Source organism: Thermanaerosceptrum fracticalcis, assembly GCF_000746025.2.
Classification (GTDB): Bacteria; Bacillota; Peptococcia; order DRI-13; family DRI-13; genus Thermanaerosceptrum; species Thermanaerosceptrum fracticalcis.
In genome coordinates, this window is the sequence record NZ_CP045798.1 from 1,875,983 (window position 1) to 1,896,296 (window position 20,314).

The window sequence follows — 20,314 nt, forward strand, 5'->3', positions numbered from 1 at the left end:
TTTTTCATCTCCTTCTGTTGTCTTTTCTACATATTTAAGTAATTTCCTGTAGTTGTCTTTATTCTTCAAATAATTTATTCAACCTCTCCTCATTTATTCTCCTGCGTTTTTCCGTCTCTTCCCTGTCCAACTTCCAGGGAGGACCTGCCAGGCAGTCCCCTTCCCGGATGTCAGGAGGCAAATCATTTAATGAATAACTTTCTTTTCTTTCATCATCCCAGATTAAGACTGCTATATTCTTTTCAATCTTATCGATCACAGCATACATTTCCCTCACCTACCGCTGAGCTTTCCTGAATCCGGCCTGCTGGGCTTCCCTCTCCGTCTTGAACCAGGCTTCGGCTTTAACCTGGCTGTAGTATTCCCCGCCGGGCAAGTGGTAAACCTTACCATTGTTGCCAACATTACCCTTGATGAGGCCCTGTCCCCGGCTGTCCACCCACAACTTATCCAGTTCATCACCCGGCTTTGATGGAGGTAGGTATTTATTCAAATTCATGGCTTCTTTATTCACGGCCAGGTTCTGCCCATCCGTCTCCATGACAATAGTACCGGCCAAAGCCGTCCAAAAGGTTTGAATCTTTTCCCTGGCCAGAAGGGCCAGGGTTTCTTTGTGGGGATGCCCGTAATCATTTTCTTTGGCCGCCGAGATTATGGCATAGTTAGGCTTCACCTTGCGGAGAAACTCCGGACTGGTGGAGGAACTGCTGCCGTGGTGCCCTAACTTGAGAACAGCAGCCTCCAACCTTGCACCATTAGCCAGCATATGGGCTTCGGATTCTTTCTCCGCATCACCCGTTAAAAGAAAGGATACCTGCCCATAGGTTACACGTAAAACAGCACTGTAATTATTGAGATCTGCATAATTATCTTTGACAGGCGCCAGGAACTGGGCCTGGACCCCCTGCTTCAGGTCCATACTTACTCCCGCTTTGGCTTCTCTCACCTTTACTTTATTTTTCTCCAAAGCAGAGAGAAACCGGGTGTAGGTTACAGAAGTATGGGCTACCCTGGGTAGATAGGCAGTTTCTACAGGAAATGCCTCCAGCACATCCTTAAGTCCCCCGATATGGTCTTCATGGGGATGGGTGGCCACAAGGTAAGTGAGTTTGGTTACTCCGGCCTTTTTCAGGTAAGCCACAACTGCCTCACCACTATCACCCGGCCCACCGTCCACCAGGAGGGTTTCTCCCCCGGGAAAACGGAGAAAAATAGCGTCACCCTGCCCTACATCCAGGAAATGAACAGTTAGTTTACCCTCTTTAGCTACAGGAGGTGAAGGTAAGGGTGAGACGCCTTCCCGGGAAGCTGTACAGCCCAATAAGAGAGCAGATATAAGATAAATGATTAATAGAAGGACACTGAGCCTGCACTTGCTTTTAGTAAACATATTTTTATTCACCTATTTTTGACCTTTCCTCTGTTGTTGATAGATATTTCCCCTTTCACCTAATCATCAATTCAGACACTTGTTCCGCATGATATGAACTTCTAACCAGGGGAGAAGAGGCCACATATTTAAAACCCATTTCCATACCCAATTCTTTATATCTCTCAAAAATTTCGGGATGTATATATTCAACCACAGGATGATGTTTACTCGATGGTGCCAGATATTGACCTATAGTTACCAGGTCACAGTCAACTTCCCTTAAATCATGCAAGACATGAATAACTTCTTGCTCTTCCTCTCCCAGTCCTAACATGATCCCTGATTTTGTCAATATACTATCATCCATTTCTTTTACGTTTTTTAACAGCTCCAGAGACCGTTGATAGAGAGCCTTTGGACGTACCGCTGGATATAATCGGGGCACCGTTTCTACGTTATGGTTAATTATTTCAGGTTTGGCCCTTACCACTTTAGCTAAGGCCTCATACTCCCCTTGAAAATCGGGGATAAGGACTTCGATCACAATCTTTTTATTTAATTCCTTTATTTGCTCAATAACCCTGGCAAAATGACCAGCACCACCATCAGGCAGATCATCTCTGGTTACAGAAGTTATCACTACATGTTTAAGATTCAGTTCTTTAACGGCTTGGGCTACATGGGAGGGTTCTTCCGGATCTACTGCTTGCACGTGGCCCTTGGTTACGTTGCAGAAGGTGCAATTGCGTGTACATATTCTGCCTAAGATCATAAAAGTGGCCGTCTTTCTGCCAAAACACTCTATAATGTTTGGGCAGTTGGCTTCCTCACACACAGTGTGCAGGGAAAGCCTCTTTAACATTTCTTTAACCTCGGTCAACTTTTCTGCTCCTCGAAGTCTTACCTTTAGCCAGTCAGGTTTTCGTGTATGCATATCATTCTCTCCCTGTTATCTGGTATAGTTTTTGTTTATCTATTATTTCTGGTTGTACATTAAATATTTTACAAAAATACCTTACTACCTGTTCATTAACCTTCTGCAACTCTTCAGGATATCCCAATATCTTCTGTAAGGAAGTTACCCCTCTGTCCGTTATACCACAAGGATTTATCCACCTGAAATGTTCCAATTGGGTATTAACATTAAAAGCAAAACCGTGCATAGTAACCCAACGTTTGACGGCACAACCAATTGCTGTTATTTTTTCTTCTCCTACCCAAACCCCTGGGTATTTAGAATTCCTACCGGCAGTTATGCCATATTCCTCTTTTAGTAATTGTATAAAAGTCTCTTCAATTTTCCTGAAAAAATCGGGTATATCCCTGCCATGTTTGTTGAGGTCTAATATGGGATATCCCACTATCTGGCCGGGACCATGGTAAGTCACATCCCCGCCCCGGTTAACTTGATATATGTTAACTCCCTGAGCTTTTAATACTTCTTCCGGGATAATGATATTGGAGCGGCTCCCCCTTACCCCCATGGTCAATACCGGGGGATGTTCCAATAAGAGCAGCGTATCTTCTATTAAATCCTGCTGTCGTAATTTTAATAAATGTTCCTGTATACTTAAAGCCTCTTTATAATCCATCTTACCTAATAGAGCCACCAGCAGCTTCATTTTTACCACCCCTAAAATTGCCCGTAGCTTTTAGCCGGACTGATAAATTATTGGCCGTCATCAAAATTGACAACGGCCATTGCAGTTTTCTCATTATAAAGATTTCTCTGTTTTTATTCCAATACCTCTCGGTAAAACATAAAATCATAAGGTTTTTTATACCTCTTTTATAGCCCGGATTAAAAAACATTCACTGTTAACATAACCATATTTCAGGTATCCCAGGAAGTTTTCCCACTTAGGAATATTTATCTTTATAACCTCAACTTGAAATCCCAAACCATCGCCCCTTTCCAAATAAAGAAAGGGGCGATTTGTTTAATATTCGGCAGGCAGTTTTTCCAACTCCGCCATACTGAATACGGGACCATCTTTACAGACAAACTTGTTCCCGATATTACAACGGCCACACATCCCGATGCCGCATTTCATCTTCATCTCTAAGGAAGTAAAGATATTCTCCGAAGTAAACCCAATTTTCTTGAGGACAGGCAAGGTAAACTTAATCATCACCGGTGGCCCGCAGACCACAGCTACGGCATTTTCTGAAGATGTTACTACTTGTTCGGTAACAGCAGGAACAAAACCTACTTTTCCCCACCAGCCCTCCACAGGCCTGTCAATGGTAAGATGAATATCAATATCTGCCCGTGCCGACCAGTCTTGCAGTTCTTCCTTGTAGAGAAGCTGGCCGGGATTGCGGGCGCCATAGACTACAGTGAGATTTCCGTAGTTCTTCCGGTTTTCCTCATCCAGGATGTAACGGACTAAAGAACGTAAAGTGGTAAAGGCAAAGCCTCCTCCAATAATCACCAGGTTTTTACCTGCGAACTTTTCTAAAGGCCAACTGTTACCCAGAGGCCCCCTTAACCCTACTATGTCTCCTTTCTCCAGCATATGGAGAGCCGTGGTCACCCGGCCCACCTTTTTCACCGAAAAGCGTACGATACCTTTTTCCGTAGGAGAACTGGCAATACCAAAAGGAGCCTCTCCGGTGCCAAAAACACTGATTTCGGCGAATTGACCGGGGGTATAAAAGAAGGTCTCATTATCATCTTCGTTTAAAAAACCTAAAGTAAAAGTTTTCAGATCTTGTTCCGGGTTCTCCTCGATGACTTCTAAAATCTCCATTTGATAAGGGAGATAGGGGTTTTTTATCTCACATTGACATGTCATCCTGGCATCCCCCCCAATCTTTTAAGAACCTCTCGAATATCAAAATTCACCGGACATTTGGCTACACAACGGCCGCAACCAACACAGGCCACTGCCAGGTAATTTTCCGGGAAATACTTAAACTTGTGCAAGACCCGCTGCCTCATCCTTTCCTTACCCGTAGGACGAGGGTTATGGCCTGAACCGTGCTGTGTAAAATTACCAAACATACAGCTGTCCCAGCTCCGCACCCTCCGGCCTTCCGTATCAGTAGCCTCGTCACTGATATCAAAACAATGACAAGTAGGACACAAATAGGTACACACGCCGCAGTTCAAGCATTTCTGGTGTATCTCATCCCAAAGGGGGAGGACAAATACCTGGGAAAGTTCACCTGATAGAATTTCAGGAACAAGGCTGGCGGCTGCCGCTTGCCGGGAGACCCCTTGTAAAGCCTGGAATTTATCCATGCTTCCGGGAGTAGCCGGACTAAAAGGTCTTTCCTGCAGGATTCCTTCTCCTTCCAGGGTATCGGCCAGGGCTAAAAACTTATCTCCCAGGTCAACCAGGAGAATATCAGAACCCTCCTTAGCCAGAGGACTAATTCCCAAATCCTGACAGAAACAGGTGCTGGCCGGTTCTGAGCAGGCTAAGGAGATGACAAAAGTATTCTCCCTGCGCTCACGGTAATGCTGGTCCTTATACTTAGGCCCATTAAAGACCCGGTCTAAAAGGAGGATACTCCGGGCATCACAGGGCCGGACTCCAAAAAGGATAAGGGGCTTTGTGGCCGGGTTTTCCCCCATAACCTGGACGGACTTGCCTTTATCCATTCTATAGCGGATGAGGGCCTCCCATTGAGGGAAAAAGGCGTCCTTAACAGGCTTTAGGGTGTTGGTATAGCCTGTTAACTCTAACTCCTCACCATCCCAGGGTAAAAAGAGATAGCCTTCTTCTTTTAAACGGGGCGCCAAAATCTCCTTTTGCCCCAACTGCCCTTTGAGCCAGAGAAAAAAGTCATCTTTTAAGATCTCATACATCACGCTTCCCCACCTCCTGCCAGGAATGGCTCCGGGTCCCCAGGGTCATAGGTATTCAAGGGCAATTCCTGCTCTTCTTTCAATCCTGCTTCAAATTGATAGAGTTCTTTCACTTCCAGCAACATTTTGCGGTTCAAAATCCTTAAGTCCACGCCCATGGGACAGGCCCGCTGGCAGGCGCCGCAGTCCACACAGCGTCCCGCCACATGAAGGGCACGGGTCAGGTGGAAAATCAGATTATCAGCAAGCTGGGTAGATTTTCCTACCCACTGGGGCAGGTTGTTTTCCACAAAACATTCCCTGCAATAGCAGGCAGGGCAGGCATTGCGGCAGGCATAACAGCGGATGCACTTGGATACTTCTTTGTAAAAATATTCCTTACGTTCCTGGGGGGAAAGCCGGGCAAATGTTTTTACATCATGAAAATCATCTTCCCCTGTTTTCCCTGCTTTGCCGCTCACCAGATAATCATAGATAACAGGAGACTTGATTTGGCACCCCTCGCAGCCTTCCGTGAGAGGGCAAGGGGCTCCCAGAATCACGACCCTATCCCGTGACAACTGGTTTTCCGTAAGAAGATTAACGAGGGAGCGGCTGTCACACCCTTTTACGATGATGGCCGCCTTGCGTTTTTCCTTAACCAGATAATTGGCCAGGTTGTTTTTACAGCCCTCATCCCAGACCAGTAACTCACAATCTTCCCCTCTGGTGATAAAACAGGGGGTACTTTTACCGGGCAGGGTACCTGCAGTAAAACCTATGACTACTTCTACCTGTCCTGTTTCCAGCAATTCTTGGGCTTTATCCCTTATCTCCAGGATAATTTTATCCATTTTGTCTTCCCCCCCATCTTTCCCAAGGTTCCAGGCCTTTTACGTCTTCTGTCACGTCCTTTATCCTGGCGGCAAAACGGTTTCCTTCGGCCGCCGAGATCCAGTCAAACTGGACCCTTTCCTTTTCCACTCCTACAAAATCCAACAGGCTTTTTAACAAAGCGAACTTGCGTCTGGCTACCAAATTGCCGCTGGTGTAATGACAGTCACCGGGATGACAGCCTGCGGTCAAGACACCGTCAGCATGTTTCAAGGCCGTCAGGATAAACAGGGGGTCAACCCTGCCGGAGCAGGGCACCCTCACGATCCTTACATTGGGTGGATACTGGAGGCGGCTGACACCTGCCAGGTCAGCTCCGGCATAACTGCACCAGTTACATAAAAAGGCTACGATCTTCGGTTCCTTCATTCTCTTCACCCCTTTACCCGATTTGTCTCAGCATGGCCATGATCTGCTCGCTCCGGAACCCCCGCACATCAATGGCCCCGGCGCGGCAAGAGGCGGCGCAAGCACCGCAGCCTTTACAAAGGGCCGGGTTGACTTTGGCTATCCCTTCAGTTCGGTCCACTTCCACGGCTTTGGCAGGACAGATGCTCTCACAGGTGCCGCAGCCGCTGCATTTTAGAGGATTGACCTGGGCCGTAAGTCCTCCCGCAGCCAAAGACTCTTTATTGAGGATGGTACAGGCCCTGGCCGCAGCTGCTTTGGCCTGGGTGATTGTCTCCACCAGGGGTTTGGGTCCATGGGCCAAACCGCACAGGAAAACGCCGTCGGTGCTGAAGTCCACAGGCCTTAGTTTCATATGGGCTTCCAGGAAGAAACCGTCTTCGTTGAGGGGGACTTTTAGGGCCTGAGACAAAGCCTCATTATCCCGTGCTGCTGTAGCAGCGGCCAGGCTTAATAATGAAGCTTCTATCTCTAGCTCCCGGCCTAAGACATGGTCCCGGCAGGTGACGATAAGTTTTCCATTTGCCATCCGTACTTGAGGTTGCTTTTCCAGATCATAACGGATAAAAATAACCCCCTGCCGGCGGGCCTGCCGGTAAAACTCTTCCTGGAAACCATAAGTACGCATATCCCGGTAAAGCACATAAATATTTAAATCGGGATTAAGAGCCTTAGCCTTAAGGGCCAGCTGGATGGACTGGTTACAGCACACCTTACTGCAGTAGGGGTGTTCCTGGTTCCGTGAACCCACACAGTTAATCATGACTAAAGATTCCATCTCTTTTACAACTTCAGACTGTTCTATCAAAAGCTTTTCTAACTCCAGGTGGGTTTTGACCAGGGGATTCTGGCCGTAGAGATATTCCTGGGGTTTGTATTCAGTGGCACCGGTGGCTATAACCACCACGCCATGGGCAATCTCTTCCTGTTTTTCCCCTTTCTCTATAGTCGTGTGGAAATTGCCCACAAATCCCTTGATCTCTTTAATTTCGCTTTCCAGGCAGGTTTTAATCAAGGGATGGCTGGTGACCTGAATTCGCAGATCTTCTAAATATGGGCGGACCGGTTCCCCCAGATGGTTGAAATAAAGCCTGTTGGCCATCCCTCCTAAGACCTTTTCTCTCTCCACCAGAAATACCGGATAATGCTGGGAGGCTATGGCTAAAGCCGCCGTCATCCCGGCTACGCCGCCGCCAATGACCAGGGCCTTTTGTTCCACGGGTACGGACACGGTCTCTACCGGTTCTAAAAGACGGGCCTTGGCCACAGCCATTTTCACCAGGTCTATGGCCTTTTCCGTAGCCTTTTCCGGCTCATGCATGTGGACCCAGGAACACTGGTCTCTGATGTTGGCCATTTCAAAGAGGTAAGGATTGAGGCCCGCCTCTTTTAAAGTTTCCCGGAACAGGGGTTCATGGGTCCGGGGACTGCAGGACGCTACCACCACACGGTTCAACCTGTGTTCAGCGATGATTTCCCTTATCCTGATTTGCGTATCCTGGGAACAGGTATACATATTATCTTCAACGCAGACTACATGGGGCAGACTTCTCGCTATTTCCGCCACTTTTTTCACATCCACCACACTGGCAATGTTAATGCCGCAGTGGCAGATAAACACGCCGATCCTGGGCTTAAGTCCCACTACATCCTTTGCAGGAGGATAGGCTTTGGCTTTGACCAGGGAATTTTTAGCGCCAGCCAGAAGGCATGCAGCTTCACTGGCCGCGGCACAGGCCTGGGTGACGGTATCGGGAATATCCTTGGGCCCGCTGAAAGCTCCTGCCACCAGGATACCTTCCCGGGTGCTGGAAACAGGAGCATAGCCAGAGGTGGCCGCAAAATCGTATTCGTTTAAGGCAAAACCCGCTGCCTGGGCTAATTTTAAGCTGTCTTCACTGGCACAGAGGCCTACGGAAAGTACCGCCAGGTCAAACTCCTCATAAGCAATGGTCCCGTCTTCCCGGGCATAACGGATGCGGATGTTCCCCGTCTCCGGAGCTTCTTCCACTGTATAAATACGGGAACGGACAAAACGGACTCCCTGGTTTTCTGCCCTCCGGTAGTATTTCTCAAAATCCTTACCATGGCTCCGCATGTCCATATAGAAGATGGCGGTATCCAAAGGATAAGGACTGTGCTCTTTGGCGATAACGGCTTCCTTGATGGCATACATACAGCACACACTGGAACAGTATGGTTTATCATCCTTCAGGGTACGGGAGCCGGCACACTGGATCCAGGCAATTTTCTTTGGCTCCTTGTGGTCAGAAGGCCGTACCAGATGCCCGCCAAAGGGACCGGAAGCACTTAAAACCCTTTCAAACTGGATACTGGTCAGGACGTTGGGATAACGGCCATAGCCTAAGTGACTTAATTTCTCTGCAGGAAACTCGTTAAAGCCAGGAGCAAAAAGGATAGCCCCCACGTGGATCTTGAGCCTTTCTTCTTCCTGGAGATGATCGATACATCCGGCTTTACAAACCTTGACACACTGCATACATTCGGAACAAGGACCGCAATCCAGGCAGCGTGCGGCTTCTCTTCGCGCTTCCTCCGCTGATAAACCTAAGACAAATTCGCGAAAATCCTTAATCCTCTCTTGTGGTTCTATCTCTCTCAGTTTAACCCGTTCCACTTTCTCCATTTTCTGAGGAAGGGGCTTAGGGCCTACGGGGGTTCTCCGGTTGGGGCGCCCCAGACGCAAATCTTCTCCCTTTAAATAACGGCTGATGGATTGAGCTGCTTCCTTGCCTTCAGCCACGGCCTCAATGGCAATACCCGGACCGGTACGGACCTCGCCGCCGGCAAAGACACCAGGCAGGGAAGTGGCTAAAGTCACTTCATCGGCAGCCACAGTTCCCCATGTCGTCCGTTTTATGGTTTCAGGCAAGAAGGAAAGGTCCGGCATCTGTCCTACAGCTACAATAACCGTGTCCACGGGGATAAAACATTCCGAATCTGCTTTGGGCACAGGACGGCGCCTGCCGGAGGCATCAGGTTCCCCTAGTTCCATTTCCACACAGGTCATGCCTGTCAACCTTCCTGCTTCCCTGGCAAAAGACAAAGGCGTAGTAAGGAATCTGAACTGGATCCCTTCAGCCCAGGCTGCTTCTACTTCTTCTTCCCGGGCCGGCATTTCTGCCCGGGACCGGCGATAATAGACCGTGACCTCTTGGGCTCCCAGACGTAAAGCACTGCGGGCGGCATCCATGGCCACATCGCCGCCGCCGATGACGGCGACCCTTTTCCCTACGTTTACATCTTCACCTAAATTTACCTTGCGCAGAAACTCCACTCCAGACAGGACCCCTTCTCCATCTTCCCCCGGAACGTCCAGCTTCCGGTTACCGTGGGCGCCTGTGGCTAAAAAGATAGCCTTATATCCCTGGTCCTTTAAATCCTCGATCGTCAAATCAGGACCTAGAGGAGAATTCGTTTTAATTTCTACTCCTAAAGACGTCAGATAAGCTATCTCCTTATTAAGGACTTCCCTGGGCAAGCGATAATCAGGAATCCCCACGGCCAGCATGCCGCCGGCTACGGGTAAGGCTTCAAAAATGGTGACAGGGTAACCTTCCTTGGCCAGTTCAAAGGCTGCGCTCAAGCCGGCCGGACCCGAACCGACAACGGCCACCTTATCGGTTTTCCTTTCCGGTAAGACAAAGGGAGGACGGGGCTCATGATCACCCAAAAAACGTTTCAAGGCAGCAAGGGAGACAGCCCCCTCGGCCTGGGCCCTGCTGCACTTTTCTTCACAGGGATGGGGACAGATCCGGCCCAACGTTGCTGGCAGCAAGAGATCATCATAGACAATCTCCGCAGCTTCCTTAAACTTACCCTGGGACATTAAAGCCACATACCCCTGGGCCCGAACACCCGCAGGGCAATTGCCTTTACAGGGGGCAGGCCCCTCTTTTTCGATGGCATAGGCATGGGGGAAGGCCTGGGCATATTTCTTGTATATAGCTTTTCTTTTGGACAGGCCTTTTTCAAATTCATTGTCTATTTCCACAGGACACACGGCCGCGCATTCGCCGCAACCGGTACACTTTTCCACCTCAATGAAGCGGGGTTTCTTTTTTACTTCAACGTGAAAGTCCCCTGCTTCTCCTTTTACACTGACTATTTCTGCGCCGGTGATAACTTCAATGTTTAAGTGCCGGCCGCATTCCACCAGTTTAGGCGAGAGGATGCACATGGAACAGTCATTGGTAGGAAAAGTTTTATCTAAAGAAGGCATTGTCCCGCCAATGGCCGGGGATTTTTCCACCAAGTAGACCTTGTAGCCCATCTCCGCCAAATCCAGGGAAGACTGGATGCCGGCGATACCGCCCCCTGCTACCAGCACAGCTCCCACTTTTTCTAGATTGTTCACCTTAAATCACTTCCTTCCCCCTATTAATCTAAGATCAGGGCATTACTGACCAGATGGTGAACATGTTTCAGCTTCACTTTAAGCTGATATTCTTTAATAATGTCGCTCAGCTGGTCATAACAGTTATGGCAGGGAGTAACAACAATTTTTGCACCAGTTCTTGCTATTTGCTCTGCTTTCAGCTTTCCTTTTTTCATGCGGTTAGGCTTAATATCCTTACCAAAGGCCAAAAGACCGCCACCGCCGCCGCAGCAGTAGTTATACTCCCTGTTGGGCCACATTTCTCTAAATTCCATGACAGCCTTTGTTACACAGTATCTCGGTTCTTCAACTATTCCTTCTTTCCGCACCATATTACAGGGGTCATGGAAGGTCACAGGCTCGGGATTGCGGGAAGGATCAAGCTTAAGTATCCCCTCTTTAATCCACTTAGCCTGGAGCTCTACAAAGTTATATACCGGATAGTCCCCTTCTTCAGGACTCAGCCAAACCTTCCTGCCCCAGCGCTGGGCCCGGGTAGCATGGCCGCATTCCGTTACCACCAGGTACTGTACTTTCAGCTTTTTCACCTGTTGGGCGATTCGCTTTAAAAGAATAGTTGAGGCTTCATCATCACCACTGAACAAACCATAGTGGGTTGCGTCCCAGTATTCACTGCTGCAGGTCCAATTAGCGCCGGCAGCATGCATGATTTTGGCAATACTCTGTACATCCTGGGGATAGTATTTAATCTCACGGGGATCCCAGAGGAATAAGAAGTCAGCTCCAACTTTATCAACAGGTATCCTTGCCTTGGGGTCAGCAATTTCTGCCTGCAGTTCTTCCTCCATCCACTCTAAAGTTTCCAGGTAGTCCTCCTGGGAGACCGCCATCTGATTGCCGGTGTTTAATTGGTTATCAACTACCTCCTGGAGAAAACCGGGAGACTTAACCCCAAAATTACCTCTAATGGTCCTCACTATGCCGGCAATGTCTACACCCATGGGACAGAGCATGGTACACCGGCCGCACATGGAACAATTCCAGATAAATTGGCCATTTAATACTTCCTCTTTCATGCCTAATAAAACCTTCCGGATAAACTTGCGGGGGTCCATTTCCTCGTGGACATCGCTAAAAGCACAAGCCGCGGAACACATACCACAGGCCAGACAGTGACTAAAATCCAGTTTATCCTGGAGGGTTGCAAAAACTTGGGCAATTTCCTGCCTGAATTTAGGTTCCAGAGCCTTTGTTCGAATGACCGCCATAAGTAACCTCCTCTAACATTCTACTTGCCAAACCGGGATCCCCAGCACCTGGCTGACAATGCTGTCCAAAAAAAACAGGGTGTGAGGCCAGTCGGAAAAGAGAGCAAAAAACTCGCCCAGGGACAGACCGGTCAGGGAACACAGTTCTCGCACAGAAGGGGCCCGTTCCTTTTCCAGGTAATACTTGCGTACATAGTCCATCACCTGGCGATGCCGGGGACTAATGGTTTCAATACCCTCTTTTTTGAGAATTTCTTGGACCATCTCTTCCCAGAGGGAATCTTCTTTAATGCAGTCAGGTCCTATGGCTAAATAACGACGCCGGAGTTGTGAACCCAAAAGATTTAGACCTCTCATAAAATGCACCACCTTTCCTTCTTAACAACCTGATAAAGAAGACAATCCCGCAATACGGCAAGGACCCCGCACAGGACCTGAGGGAAAGAGTCGATAAATTTCCAAGGTATTTAACCCCGTATGGGTGCAAATTTTGCGAAGAGAGGGTATCTGTTGAAAATCTTCATAATAATTGCGGATAAAGGAGATCACCAGCCAGTGTTTTTCCGTCAAATGCTCAATACCCTCATCACGGGCCAACACCTGGGCTACTTCCTCATCCCATTCCGACCAGTCCACCAGGTAACCCTCCCTATCCATCCTTGCCATAGCCATTCCCCCATCCTGTTTTTACTTTTATATAAAGCAAATACCATGCCAACAAAAAAAGTGCCTGAAACCCTTGTTAAATCAAGGTTTCAGGCACTTTCCTCCTTAAAAATACAGGGTAAATATTATACATAGATGTATAATATTTACCCAGATAAAAATGCAAAACATTTAAGGGAAAAAGGCTATCTTTAGTAAGAGGAGGTACTCTTCTGTATAAAGAATTTCCACACTACAAATTACAAGCCGTATTTTTGCATTTTATTATAAAGGGTTTTACGGGTTATACCAAGGAGCTGGGCCGCCTTTTGTTTATTTCCTTCACACTGTCTTAATACTTGTTTAATATGATGTTTTTCCAGGTCATCCAGCCTGATAAAAGCGCTGTCCCCAGTGTTGGCTGTCATAATCATATAAAGGGGCAGGTCTTGCAGCATGATAAAATCCCCCTTACCCTTTATAAAGGCATATTCTAAGGCATTTTCCAGTTCCCGGACATTTCCGGGAAATTCATATTGGAGTAAAAAGTTTAAAGCCTCCCGGGAAACTCCTTTTTTAGCCTTTTGAAAAAAGACATTAAACCTACGAATGAAGTATTCGTTTAAAAGAGGAATATCGTTTTTCCTCTCCCTTAAAGGGGGCAGCTTTATCGGAAAAACATTTAAACGATAAAAAAGGTCCTGGCGGAAATTACCCTTCCTTATTTCCTCAGTTAAATTGCGATTGGTGGCTGCAATAACCCGCACATCGGTTTTTAGTGTTTTCTTCCCCCCTACCCTCTCAAATTCCCCCTCTTGCAACACCCGGAGCAGCTTGGCTTGTAAAGATACCGGAATTTCCCCAATCTCGTCCAGGAAAATGGTGCCTTTGTCAGCCAGTTCAAAACGGCCCTGGTGGGTGGAATGGGCACCGGTAAAAGCCCCCTTCTCGTGTCCAAAAAGTTCGGACTCCAACAGGGTGGGCGTCAAGGCCGCACAATTGACTTTTATAAAAGGTTTATAACGCCTGTCGCTTAAAAAATGTATGGCTTTAGCTACCAGCTCCTTTCCCGTGCCGCTTTCACCTACAATGAGGACACTGGAACGGTAGGGAGCCACAGCTTCGACCATTTCATATATTTCCTGCATTTTATGGTCTTTGCCGATAATATTTTGAAAACTATAACGCCCTTCGAATTCCTGGCGCAGGCGCTGGATTTTACGCTGGTCGGAAAGAATTTCTAAACCCCCGATTATATTCCCAGAGTTGTCAAATAAGGGCATCACCGATATTTCTACAGGAACAAATTCGCCATTCTTGGCTACAATAACCACATCAGTGGAATAACCCTTTTCTCCGCTGTTTACTACTTTTTGCATGAGACAATTTTCTCCGCAGCAATGGGAGCTTTTCAAAAGTTCGTAACACTTTCGACCCAGGGCAGTATCCCGTTTGTAGCCCGTAATATGCTCTGCCGCATTATTAAAGGTAGTTATATTAAATTCTGTATCCACAGTGAAAACCCCTTCAGAAATACTGTTGACTACAAACTCAAAATCTATCTGTGTTGGGCTCATCCCATTCCCCCCCCTTCTTCCTTGACGCTCACACAGGGGCAAGCCCCGTGTAAGCGTTAATTACTTGTGGATTACAATACTATACAAATGATAATTGACAAGAATATTTGCTATGTCGTACCCCTCCATTGCAGCGGTTTTCTTGCAATGTGCAAGCTAAAAGAGACATATAGGGAAAAATTCATAGAGGGAAAAGTGGGCATGAAAATAAATTTAGATCCGATGAACTGAATGCTCACATTTAGGGCACTTTATTTCACGTCCGCATCCTTGTCCAAAAGGAACCTCAAATTCATATTGACAGGCCTCGCACTGAAAAATTCGCGTAGCCAGACGGTAATTGCCGCCCTCTACCTTAATGGCCTTTCCTTCGGTAATGGCCTCAGCTATTTTACTTCTTGCACTCATGAGGATTCTTTGGAAAGTTGGCCTGGAGACGTGCATTCTTTCTGCACATTCTTCCTGTTCCAGCCCTTCCCGGTCCTTTAAACGAATGGCTTCTATTTCTTCTACACTTAACACCAGTTCTTCCAACTGGCATTTAGGTATTCCTGCCGGTTTAAAATAGGTAACCTGGGGCTCAAATTCAACCCTGCGACATTTTGGCGGTCTTGGCATCCCACACACTCCATTCATATTCCTAATTATTTAATATAATACAACACAAGTACGACTCCTTCTATATTATCAGTATAACCGACAGCCCCTTTCGTATGATATACAAAAGGTACCCTCATGAGAGAGTACCTTTACTTGTCCATCAATAACAACCACTACTTTACTTTTGTTATTTTTCCAAAATCTCCAGTAACAGATCCGTCCTTAATAAATCGCTGCTGGCGGATTCTCCGATTTTACCCTGATCACCGAAGGCGCTTACGCTGGGTTCCAGAGGCAAAATCCCCAATAAGGGGACTTTAAATTCCTGACACATGAGCTCCACCTTACCTTGGCCAAAGGGAAATATTTTTTTACCACAATCGGGGCATTGCACATAGCTCATATTTTCCACAATTCCTAAAATAGGTATGTCCATTTTTTCCGCCATCTTAATGGCTTTTCTGACCACCATGTTGGCTAGGTCTTGGGGTGATGTCACAATTACTACACCGTCTAAAGGTAAAGATTGTAAAACAGTGAGAGGCGCATCCCCCGTTCCTGGGGGAAGGTCTACAAAAAGATAGTCTAAATCTCCCCAGATAACCTCTTCCCAGAACTGTTTAATAACCCCGGAAATGATGGGGCCACGCCAAATTACTGGTTCGTCTTCACTGGGCAGAAATAAATTTAGGGACATAATCTCTATACTTTCGGTACTTTTTACAGGTAAAAGACCACACCCTGTACTTTTTGGACTGTCTTTAAGGCCAAAAAGCTTGGGTATACTGGGACCCGTGATGTCAGCATCAAGAATTCCCACCTTAAACCCTTTTTTCCGGAAAGCAGAGGCTAAAAGAGCAGTTACCGTAGATTTGCCAACTCCACCTTTACCACTCATCACCGCCACTACATGCTTAACATGATTCAATTCATTGTTATTTTTTTTATCACTGGACTCTTTACCACAGGTGCAATTTTCATCATTGCAGGACCCTTGACCACATTTTTCCTCGCCACAGCCACACGTAGTGTTACCGCATTCAGTCATGATAAATGCTCCTCCCATTTTTTTAAAAAATTTTTTGCATATATTATAGACATATGCCCAATACTATGATATGTTAGTTTTGAGCATATGTCAATATTATTCTCTACTTACCTGCTACCTGCTATTAGTTGACAATTATCTTACGGGAAGGAGGGATATTAGTGAAAATTGCCCTGAGTTGTAAAGGAAATACCCTGGACAGCCCCTTGGACGAACGCTTCGGTCGTGCCCCTAACTTTATCATTTACGATTTAGAAAAAAACACCCACATGAGCATTGATAATGCCCAAATTTTAAATTCCCCTCAGGGAGCAGGGATCCAGGCCGCTCAAAACGTAGTCAATTCAGGGGCTGAAGTGGTCATTACCGGTCACGTGGGCCCTAAGGCTTACCGCACTTTAAGTGCGGCAGGCGTAGACATTTATTTTGCTAAAGGATCCACGGTAAAAGAGACTATTGAGAACTTCAAACTCGGAAAGTTGTCTAAGGCCGAAGGCAATGATGTGGAAGGACATTGGGTATAGAAGGGGTGATCTGAGCAAATGCAAATCGCCATAGCCAGCGGTAAGGGAGGCACAGGTAAGACTACTGTAGCCAGCAACCTGGCTTATTTCCTTAATAAAATAGGGAAAAAGGTAGCGCTGCTGGATTGTGATGTGGAGGAACCAAATAACCATATCTTTTTCAATCCCAGCTGGTACGCAAAGGAAACAGTAACACTCCCCATACCTGTTGTTGATACCGCCAGGTGCATAGGTTGCGGCAAATGCGGTGAGATTTGTCAATTCGGAGCCATCGTGTGTTTAAAAGGCAAAGTCCTTACTTTTCCGGAGCTTTGCCACAGCTGTGCCGGCTGTATTAAAGTGTGCCCCGTATCAGCCCTTAGCGAAACTAGCAGAGAAGTCGGCCAGGTGGAAATAGGAGTGCAGGAAGGCCTGCAGTTAATTCAGGGTCGCTTACGGATAGGCGAAGCCATGTCTCCTCCCTTAATCAAGAAAGTCAAACTTCATGGAAAAGAAAGAGAAACTGTGATTATCGACTGTCCTCCCGGAACATCTTGTCCGGTCATTCAGTCTGTTAAAGATAGTGATTTCGTGCTTTTAGTAACTGAACCCACCCCTTTCGGCCTTAATGACTTAAAATTAGCTGTAGAGATGGTCAGGGAACTGGGCCATCCTTTTGCCGTAGGAATTAACCGTTCTACCATTGGCGACAGGAAAGTTTGGGATTACTGTCAAGCAAATAAAATCCCTATTATCCTGGAAATTCCTGATGACCGCCAAATCGCCGTAGCCTACTCTCAAGGCCAATTATTACTAGAAGCCTTGCCCCACTATGAAGAAAAATTTACGGACCTTGTCAAAACCCTGGAGGAGGTCAGCTCATGTTGAAAGAACTGGTAGTCATCAGCGGCAAAGGGGGTACGGGCAAAACCAGCATTGTTGCCTCCTTGGCAAGTCTCTTGTACAATAAGATGATAGCCGACTGTGATGTTGATGCAGCCGATTTACACCTGGTGCTGCAACCCCAAATACTAGAGAAGCACGAGTTTTGGAGTGGCAAGACCGCTTTTATCAATAAGGATAAATGCCTTGAGTGCGGGCAATGCCTTGAATTATGCCGCTTTGCCGCCATTAATGAAAATTTTGTGGTAGACAAAGTCTCCTGTGAAGGGTGCGGGGTCTGCGTCTATTTCTGCCCGGCAAAAGCTATCAATTTTAAAGAGAACCTGGCGGGCCACTGGTATATCTCCCAGACACCCTACGGCACCATGGTCCACGCTAAATTGGGTATTGCCGAAGAGAATTCAGGTAAACTCGTAGCCCTGGTTAAAAACCAAGTCAAGAAATTGGCCTTAGAAGAAAAAAAGGAGTTTATTCTCGTAGATGGCCCCCCTGGCATTGGCTGCCCTGTCATCGCCTCTATTTCCGGGGCCAACCTGGTTTTGGCAGTCACCGAACCAACTATTTCGGGAATTCATGACCTGGAAAGGGTAGTGGCTTTGACTAAGCATTTTAAGATTAACACCGCTGTCTGTATTAACAAAGCAGATATTAACCCCGAAGTAACAAAGAAAATTTTGCTTGAGTGCAGAGAAGAGGGCCTAGAAGTGCTAGGAATAATCCCCTATGACAATGCCGTTACAAAAGCCCAGGTTGAAGGGGTAAATGTCGTGGAGTTTTCCCCCACAAGTCCTGCGGTAAAAGAAATTAAGACCATGGCGGAAAAAATAAAAACCTTCCTAAAGACGGAAGAAAAAACATTATGAAAATGCTATGAAGGAGAGGATTAAAAATGATAATTGCCTTACCTGTTGCAGGTAATCAACTTTGTATGCACTTTGGTCACTGTGAATCTTTCGCCTTTTTCGATGTCGATGAAGTGCAAAAAAAAATTAAGGGCAAAAAAATGCTCACCCCCCCGCCCCATGAACCCGGTATTCTCCCCCCTTGGATAAAACAACAGGGCGCAGATGTAGTCATAACAGGGGGGATGGGGGCCCGGGCCCAGAGCCTGTTTCAAGCAGCAGGAGTACAGATTATTACCGGTGCTCAGCCAGGAAACCCTGAAGACATTGTTATGAGTTATCTTAACAATTCACTACAAACAGGTCCTAATGCTTGTGACCATTAAAAAATAAAAGAGGGGCGCGCGACTTTACCGCCCCTCTTCTAATTGACCTCTTTTAGAAAAAAATATTTTCCATCCTTAAATACCCGATTCAGCGAGGCCTGGCATCCAAATACATACTCCACAATAAATTCATGACAAATTCATTTCCCTTATCAATAGCCAGAATAGCCTGCAAGAGAGCGATTGTCTCAGAATTTTTTTCTTTAGAAAAGTCTTCTTTAATCACCTTTAGCAAATAATCATTTTGTTCCAGATAAGAGGCCTCGAAAAATTTTTTTAGTCTTTCTTTATTTTCCCTGCTAAGATTTCTTGCATGCTTTTCAATATCCGTTTCCGGCAGGTATAAGAGGACCAGCAGAAAAACGAACAAACCCAAAACCATGCCAACTTTTATCTCGTAAGAAATAGGCAATCCCTCCTATCTCTGGGGATCTTGTGCTTCTGCCGTATATTTTACAGCAGATTGCTCTATAGTAATAATCTTATCTGATTGTTAATGTTATCACAATAACTTTTGCTAAAAATACCCTATACTATAGTACAAAAAATGAGGCAACCAGTACCAGCATGGCACTGGTTGCCTCATTTTAATTATATGAACATCAATATTAATATTTGGAGATCGGGAAGCGGGTATCAGCAGTCGGACTAGTATAGCGGTATGGACTCTTTAGATGCCGAGGGCATATATCATACTCAAACTAAATACAGCCATAATCAGCGAAGCGATTAAACCTGTAATAAATGGTTTTAAGCCAACTTTCTTCATCTGTTCAAAGTTAGTCAACAGCCCCACACCTGACATGGCCATTACGATCAGGAATTTTGATAATTCTTTACTTTGTTCTAACAATACTGGCCAAAAACTCTGAGCAGCAAACAAGGTATCGCCAATTGTACGTAATACAGCCATAGCAATAAATCCTACTACAAACCAGGGAAATATTTTAATATAGTTCACTTTGTCCTTGGTTCCGATGTCTTGCTTCTTGGTATAGATAATCCCTAAAATGAGCACAAGAGGCGCTAAAAGTACTGTCCGGGTTAGTTTTACTACTGTGGCAATTTTCCCCGCGGCCTCACTGTAAGCGAAGCCGGCAGCTACAACTTGAGAAGTGTCATTGACTGCAACACCGGCCCAGGTACCGAACTGCATATCACTCAACAAAAGAAGTTTACCCAGTATGGGGTAAAGAAAAACGGCAATAACCCCAAAGACGGTGATAGTACCAACTGAAAATGAGACTTCCTCATCTTTCGCAGCGATGGCTGGAGATGATGCCACAATGGCAGTAGAACCGCAAATCGCTGTACCAACACCGATTAAGACTGCTAATTTCTCAGGTAACCCTAATTTCTTCCCTAAGAAGTAGGTTATGGTAAGAGCGAAGCTGATGCAGATCAAAATAATGATGAGGGCTTTACTGCCTGTAGTAATAACCGTAATAAAACTCAAACTCAATCCTAATAAAATGATAGCAATCTTAAGAATCTTCTTCTGACTGAAGTGGACACCTGCCTTAAAAATAGAAGCTAAGCCCACAGAGTTTTCGATAGCCATCCCAATTAAAATTGCTATGGTAACGCCACTTACAGGCTTTTGTCCGCCAAAGGTAATTACACTATGCAGGTACTCAGAAACATAGGCAATTATTGCCGTAAGAAGTAAACCTGGTAAAATACTACTTCGGCTCACTTAACAATCCCCCTTA

21 protein-coding genes are annotated in these 20,314 nt (G+C 46.3%); 4 read left to right on the forward strand and 17 right to left on the reverse strand.

Annotated elements, in window-relative coordinates:
• Positions 1-58: 58 nt before the first annotated feature.
• The 15 genes from BR63_RS09655 to BR63_RS09725 all read right to left on the reverse strand — a co-directional run bounded on the left by BR63_RS09655 (position 59) and on the right by BR63_RS09725 (position 15,968).
• Complete coding sequence (locus tag BR63_RS09655; protein ID WP_034421535.1) at positions 59-268, reverse strand: DUF3006 domain-containing protein; 210 nt, start codon at positions 266-268, stop codon at positions 59-61.
• 9 nt (positions 269-277) lie between these two features.
• A complete protein-coding gene (locus BR63_RS09660; RefSeq protein ID WP_051965626.1) occupies positions 278-1,390 on the reverse strand; it encodes a ComEC/Rec2 family competence protein in 1,113 nt (370 codons plus the stop codon).
• A gap of 55 nt (positions 1,391-1,445) precedes the next feature.
• The gene (lipA, locus tag BR63_RS09665; protein ID WP_034421536.1) at positions 1,446-2,306 is read right to left on the reverse strand and encodes a lipoyl synthase; all 861 of its coding nucleotides are present in this window, start codon (positions 2,304-2,306) and stop codon (positions 1,446-1,448) included.
• Between the two features lies 1 nt (position 2,307).
• On the reverse strand, positions 2,308-2,994 hold the full coding sequence (gene lipB / locus BR63_RS09670; RefSeq protein WP_034421538.1) for a lipoyl(octanoyl) transferase LipB: 687 nt from the start codon (positions 2,992-2,994) through the stop codon (positions 2,308-2,310).
• 318 nt (positions 2,995-3,312) lie between these two features.
• Positions 3,313-4,170, reverse strand: coding sequence for an FAD/NAD(P)-binding protein (locus BR63_RS09675; RefSeq protein ID WP_243270091.1), 858 nt, complete (start codon positions 4,168-4,170; stop codon positions 3,313-3,315).
• Complete coding sequence (locus tag BR63_RS09680; RefSeq protein ID WP_034421540.1) at positions 4,167-5,189, reverse strand: 4Fe-4S dicluster domain-containing protein; 1,023 nt, start codon at positions 5,187-5,189, stop codon at positions 4,167-4,169. The genes BR63_RS09675 and BR63_RS09680 overlap by 4 nt, the downstream gene beginning before the upstream one ends.
• On the reverse strand, positions 5,189-6,022 hold the full coding sequence (locus tag BR63_RS09685; protein ID WP_034421542.1) for a 4Fe-4S dicluster domain-containing protein: 834 nt from the start codon (positions 6,020-6,022) through the stop codon (positions 5,189-5,191). Before BR63_RS09685 ends, BR63_RS09680 begins: the two co-directional genes overlap by 1 nt.
• Positions 6,015-6,431 (reverse strand): hydrogenase iron-sulfur subunit, encoded by a 417-nt coding sequence (locus BR63_RS09690; protein WP_034421543.1) that lies wholly within the window; start codon positions 6,429-6,431, stop codon positions 6,015-6,017. The genes BR63_RS09685 and BR63_RS09690 overlap by 8 nt, the downstream gene beginning before the upstream one ends.
• Positions 6,432-6,444: 13 nt before the next feature.
• Positions 6,445-10,848, reverse strand: a complete 4,404-nt coding sequence (locus tag BR63_RS09695) for an FAD-dependent oxidoreductase (protein ID WP_034421545.1) — start codon at positions 10,846-10,848, stop codon at positions 6,445-6,447.
• A gap of 23 nt (positions 10,849-10,871) precedes the next feature.
• A complete protein-coding gene (locus tag BR63_RS09700; RefSeq protein WP_034421546.1) occupies positions 10,872-12,098 on the reverse strand; it encodes a (Fe-S)-binding protein in 1,227 nt (408 codons plus the stop codon).
• A gap of 12 nt (positions 12,099-12,110) precedes the next feature.
• Positions 12,111-12,455: a TusE/DsrC/DsvC family sulfur relay protein gene (locus BR63_RS09705; RefSeq protein WP_034421548.1), complete on the reverse strand. Its 345-nt coding sequence runs from the start codon at positions 12,453-12,455 to the stop codon at positions 12,111-12,113.
• A gap of 21 nt (positions 12,456-12,476) precedes the next feature.
• Positions 12,477-12,764: a TusE/DsrC/DsvC family sulfur relay protein gene (locus BR63_RS09710; protein WP_243270092.1), complete on the reverse strand. Its 288-nt coding sequence runs from the start codon at positions 12,762-12,764 to the stop codon at positions 12,477-12,479.
• Positions 12,765-13,003: 239 nt separating this feature from the next.
• A complete protein-coding gene (locus BR63_RS09715) occupies positions 13,004-14,320 on the reverse strand; it encodes a sigma-54 interaction domain-containing protein (protein ID WP_034421551.1) in 1,317 nt (438 codons plus the stop codon).
• Positions 14,321-14,533: 213 nt separating this feature from the next.
• Positions 14,534-14,938: a DUF134 domain-containing protein gene (locus tag BR63_RS09720; RefSeq protein ID WP_034421553.1), complete on the reverse strand. Its 405-nt coding sequence runs from the start codon at positions 14,936-14,938 to the stop codon at positions 14,534-14,536.
• Between the two features lie 169 nt (positions 14,939-15,107).
• The gene (locus BR63_RS09725) at positions 15,108-15,968 is read right to left on the reverse strand and encodes an Mrp/NBP35 family ATP-binding protein (RefSeq protein ID WP_034421554.1); all 861 of its coding nucleotides are present in this window, start codon (positions 15,966-15,968) and stop codon (positions 15,108-15,110) included.
• 161 nt (positions 15,969-16,129) lie between these two features.
• Here BR63_RS09725 and BR63_RS09730 point away from each other — a divergent pair, with 161 nt between their 5' ends.
• From BR63_RS09730 to BR63_RS09745, 4 genes are read left to right on the forward strand one after another with little or no spacing between them, the layout of a single operon-like run.
• Entirely contained in the window at positions 16,130-16,492 is a 363-nt protein-coding gene (locus tag BR63_RS09730; protein WP_034421556.1) for a NifB/NifX family molybdenum-iron cluster-binding protein, read from the forward strand.
• An 18-nt stretch (positions 16,493-16,510) separates the two neighbouring features.
• The gene (locus BR63_RS09735) at positions 16,511-17,359 is read left to right on the forward strand and encodes an ATP-binding protein (protein ID WP_034421558.1); all 849 of its coding nucleotides are present in this window, start codon (positions 16,511-16,513) and stop codon (positions 17,357-17,359) included.
• A complete protein-coding gene (locus BR63_RS09740; RefSeq protein WP_243270093.1) occupies positions 17,353-18,237 on the forward strand; it encodes an ATP-binding protein in 885 nt (294 codons plus the stop codon). The genes BR63_RS09735 and BR63_RS09740 overlap by 7 nt, the downstream gene beginning before the upstream one ends.
• Before the next feature lie 26 nt (positions 18,238-18,263).
• Positions 18,264-18,602 (forward strand): NifB/NifX family molybdenum-iron cluster-binding protein, encoded by a 339-nt coding sequence (locus BR63_RS09745; RefSeq protein WP_034421560.1) that lies wholly within the window; start codon positions 18,264-18,266, stop codon positions 18,600-18,602.
• Positions 18,603-18,690: 88 nt separating this feature from the next.
• On the opposite strand, the gene BR63_RS09750 is transcribed toward BR63_RS09745, so the two are convergent.
• Both BR63_RS09750 and BR63_RS09755 read right to left on the reverse strand, forming a co-directional pair.
• Entirely contained in the window at positions 18,691-19,014 is a 324-nt protein-coding gene (locus tag BR63_RS09750; protein WP_153802055.1) for a hypothetical protein, read from the reverse strand.
• A 258-nt stretch (positions 19,015-19,272) separates the two neighbouring features.
• Positions 19,273-20,298: a YeiH family protein gene (locus BR63_RS09755; RefSeq protein WP_034421563.1), complete on the reverse strand. Its 1,026-nt coding sequence runs from the start codon at positions 20,296-20,298 to the stop codon at positions 19,273-19,275.
• Between the last annotated feature and the right edge of the window lie 16 nt (positions 20,299-20,314).

Coding starts and splice junctions, on each gene's coding strand:
- BR63_RS09660 (WP_051965626.1), bottom strand. CDS start 1,390: ATGTTTACTAAAAGCAAGTGCAGGCTCAGTGTCCTTCTATTAATCATT.
- BR63_RS09700 (WP_034421546.1), bottom strand. CDS start 12,098: ATGGCGGTCATTCGAACAAAGGCTCTGGAACCTAAATTCAGGCAGGAA.
- BR63_RS09720 (WP_034421553.1), bottom strand. CDS start 14,938: ATGCCAAGACCGCCAAAATGTCGCAGGGTTGAATTTGAGCCCCAGGTT.
- BR63_RS09705 (WP_034421548.1), bottom strand. CDS start 12,455: ATGAGAGGTCTAAATCTTTTGGGTTCACAACTCCGGCGTCGTTATTTA.
- BR63_RS09725 (WP_034421554.1), bottom strand. CDS start 15,968: ATGACTGAATGCGGTAACACTACGTGTGGCTGTGGCGAGGAAAAATGT.
- lipA (WP_034421536.1), bottom strand. CDS start 2,306: ATGCATACACGAAAACCTGACTGGCTAAAGGTAAGACTTCGAGGAGCA.
- BR63_RS09745 (WP_034421560.1), top strand. CDS start 18,264: ATGATAATTGCCTTACCTGTTGCAGGTAATCAACTTTGTATGCACTTT.
- BR63_RS09715 (WP_034421551.1), bottom strand. CDS start 14,320: ATGAGCCCAACACAGATAGATTTTGAGTTTGTAGTCAACAGTATTTCT.
- BR63_RS09735 (WP_034421558.1), top strand. CDS start 16,511: ATGCAAATCGCCATAGCCAGCGGTAAGGGAGGCACAGGTAAGACTACT.
- BR63_RS09740 (WP_243270093.1), top strand. CDS start 17,353: ATGTTGAAAGAACTGGTAGTCATCAGCGGCAAAGGGGGTACGGGCAAA.
- BR63_RS09685 (WP_034421542.1), bottom strand. CDS start 6,022: ATGGATAAAATTATCCTGGAGATAAGGGATAAAGCCCAAGAATTGCTG.
- lipB (WP_034421538.1), bottom strand. CDS start 2,994: ATGAAGCTGCTGGTGGCTCTATTAGGTAAGATGGATTATAAAGAGGCT.
- BR63_RS09710 (WP_243270092.1), bottom strand. CDS start 12,764: ATGGCAAGGATGGATAGGGAGGGTTACCTGGTGGACTGGTCGGAATGG.
- BR63_RS09680 (WP_034421540.1), bottom strand. CDS start 5,189: ATGTATGAGATCTTAAAAGATGACTTTTTTCTCTGGCTCAAAGGGCAG.
- BR63_RS09690 (WP_034421543.1), bottom strand. CDS start 6,431: ATGAAGGAACCGAAGATCGTAGCCTTTTTATGTAACTGGTGCAGTTAT.
- BR63_RS09675 (WP_243270091.1), bottom strand. CDS start 4,170: ATGACATGTCAATGTGAGATAAAAAACCCCTATCTCCCTTATCAAATG.
- BR63_RS09655 (WP_034421535.1), bottom strand. CDS start 268: ATGTATGCTGTGATCGATAAGATTGAAAAGAATATAGCAGTCTTAATC.